This window comes from Neomoorella sulfitireducens, assembly GCF_024733845.1.
Taxonomy (GTDB): Bacteria; Bacillota; DSM-521; order Neomoorellales; family Neomoorellaceae; genus Neomoorella; species Neomoorella sulfitireducens.
Window position 1 is genome coordinate 1 of record NZ_JANRHG010000027.1, and the last position, 2175, is coordinate 2175.

At 53.1% G+C, this 2175-nt stretch carries 3 protein-coding genes; all 3 read right to left on the bottom strand.

Annotation, left to right across the window (positions count from 1 at the left end; genetic code table 11):
* Window positions 1–381: (2Fe-2S)-binding protein (locus NWF31_RS14405; protein ID WP_277999075.1), on the bottom strand; the 381-nt coding region annotated here is incomplete at its 3' end.
* Window positions 374–1258: a xanthine dehydrogenase FAD-binding subunit XdhB gene (gene xdhB / locus NWF31_RS14410; protein ID WP_258361197.1), complete on the bottom strand. Its 885-nt coding sequence runs from the start codon at window positions 1256–1258 to the stop codon at window positions 374–376. The genes NWF31_RS14405 and xdhB, both read right to left, overlap by 8 nt.
* 17 nt (window positions 1259–1275) lie before the next feature.
* A partial coding sequence (locus NWF31_RS14415; protein WP_258361198.1) for a molybdopterin cofactor-binding domain-containing protein occupies window positions 1276–2175 on the bottom strand: 900 nt, incomplete at its 5' end.

A 2175-nucleotide genomic window follows, 5' to 3' on the forward strand; every position in this document is an offset into this window, starting at 1 on the left:
TTTAATCTCTTCCCGGGTGTACTTTTTGCCGCTTTCTACCATAGCCGTTGCCGTGAGAACATAACCCGGCGTGCAAAAGCCGCATTGGATGGCCCCTTCTTCAATAAAGGCTTTCTGCACCCGGGAAAGCTCCCCGTTTTTAGCGATACCTTCTATTGTAACTATATCTTTGCCGTCGGCCCAAACGGCCAGGTAAATACACGAATCAATGGGCGTTCCATTGATAAGGACGGTGCAGGCGCCGCATTCCCCGACGCCACACCCCTTTTTAACTCCTGTATAACCCAGGCGGTCGCGCAGGACTTCAAGGAGCGATTCGCCCACGTTTACTTCCATACTTACCTGGATCCCGTTTACGGTAAAGGATATTTTTTTAAGCAATGGCTTCACCCCCTGCCTTGACAATGGCTGCTTTCAGGGCCCTCTGGGTAAGCTCCTCCACCAGGTGCTCCCTGTATTCTTTGGAAGCGCGCCAGGAAGTCCGCGCCTGGGTCGCTTTGACCGCTAGTCTGCCGATTGCCGCTATGGTTTCAGGAGCGACGGCTTTGCCCCTGGCAAAGGCTTCCGCTTCCGGACATCTACGCGGCGTCGGCCCGGCAACCCCGAGGCCAATCCTGGCATCCTCCATAATGTTGCCTTCCTTTACTTTACAAATCACTGCCACGCCCAGAGTAGCAATATCCATGGCCTTGCGCATGGAAAATTTTATATAGTGCCCGCCGTAACCCCGGAAATTCTCAGGAGAAAGGATAATCTGGGTAAGGAGTTCCCCTGGTCTTAGGTCAACCTTTCCGGGCCCAAGGTAAAAATCCTGGATGGGTACAACCCGCCCGCCTTGATTGCTCTGTAATTTTAATTTGGCTTCAAGGACAAACAAGGTGGGAGCGCTGTCAGCGGAGGTGGCGCCGTTGCAAAGGTTGCCGCCGATAGTGGCAACGTTGCGGATCTGGGGCCCCCCCATGGTGAGGGCAGCTTCTGCCAGGATGGGGATATGTTCTTGGATAACAGGATCATTGGCTATTTGCGTGAAGGTTGTCAACGGCCCGATTACAATAGTACCATCATCGAGTTGACGGACACCCTGGAGGGATTTTATTTTGCCAATGCCCAGGAGTTCTGCTTTCTCCATCTGGCCGTGATGGATTTTTATCAAAACATCGGTACCCCCGGCAATAATGGTCAGGTTGGGATTGGCTGCCAGTAGCGCCAGGGCTTCCTCGAGGGTTGCCGCTTCATAATACCCTTGGATTTTATACACCCGGCCTCACCGCCTTTCTATATTAGCCCGGCTTCTTTGAACTTTTCAAACACCCGCTGGGGATTCATGGGCAGCCTGTTGAAGGCCACGCCGGTGGCGTCGAGAACGGCATTGCGGATGGCCGGTGCCACCGGAATAGTGGGCGGCTCTCCCAAGGCTTTGCAACCAAAGGGGCTGGTGGGTTCAAAGGTTTCGACGAAAGCCACGCCAATATCCGGGATATCCATGATAGTTGGCAGCTTATAGTCCAGCAAATTGTTGTTCAGTGGTTTACCGGTTTTGGCGTCAAAGAGCATCTGTTCTGCCAGGGCATAGCCAATACCCATGCTTACGCCGCCGTGCACCTGTCCTTCCGCCAGTTGCGGGTTGATAATTTTGCCTGAATCGTGCACGTTATATATTTCTAGGACCTCTATTTTCCCGGTTTTCAGGTCTACCTCCACTTCGGCAAAGGTAACGCCGAAGACAAAGGCGTTGATCCTGGCATTATTGGACGTGTCGCTCGTTATCGGCCTGGCAAATACGGTATCATAATAAGTGTGCAACGCCACCTCGGCAAGGGGCATGACCACCTCTCCTGAGTGTTTGTAGACAATATTCTGGTCCTTAATATCCAGGGCATGGGCGGGTATATCGGTCATACCCCATACAAAGTCCAGGATTTTTTCTTTAACTTGTAATGCCGCTTTAGCTACAGCCATACCGGTAATATAGGTCTGCCTGGAAGCGTAGGCACCGGTGTCAAAGGGTGCAATATCGGTATCCTGGGTGGAAATGACATGCACCATGCCTGCCGGGATGCCCAGCACCTCCGCTGCCATCTGGGCAAAGACGGTATCGCTTCCCTGCCCTATTTCGGTAGCGCCAATCTGCAGCTGGACGGAGCCGTCCTGGTTTAGGACAATTCTCGCCCCCGC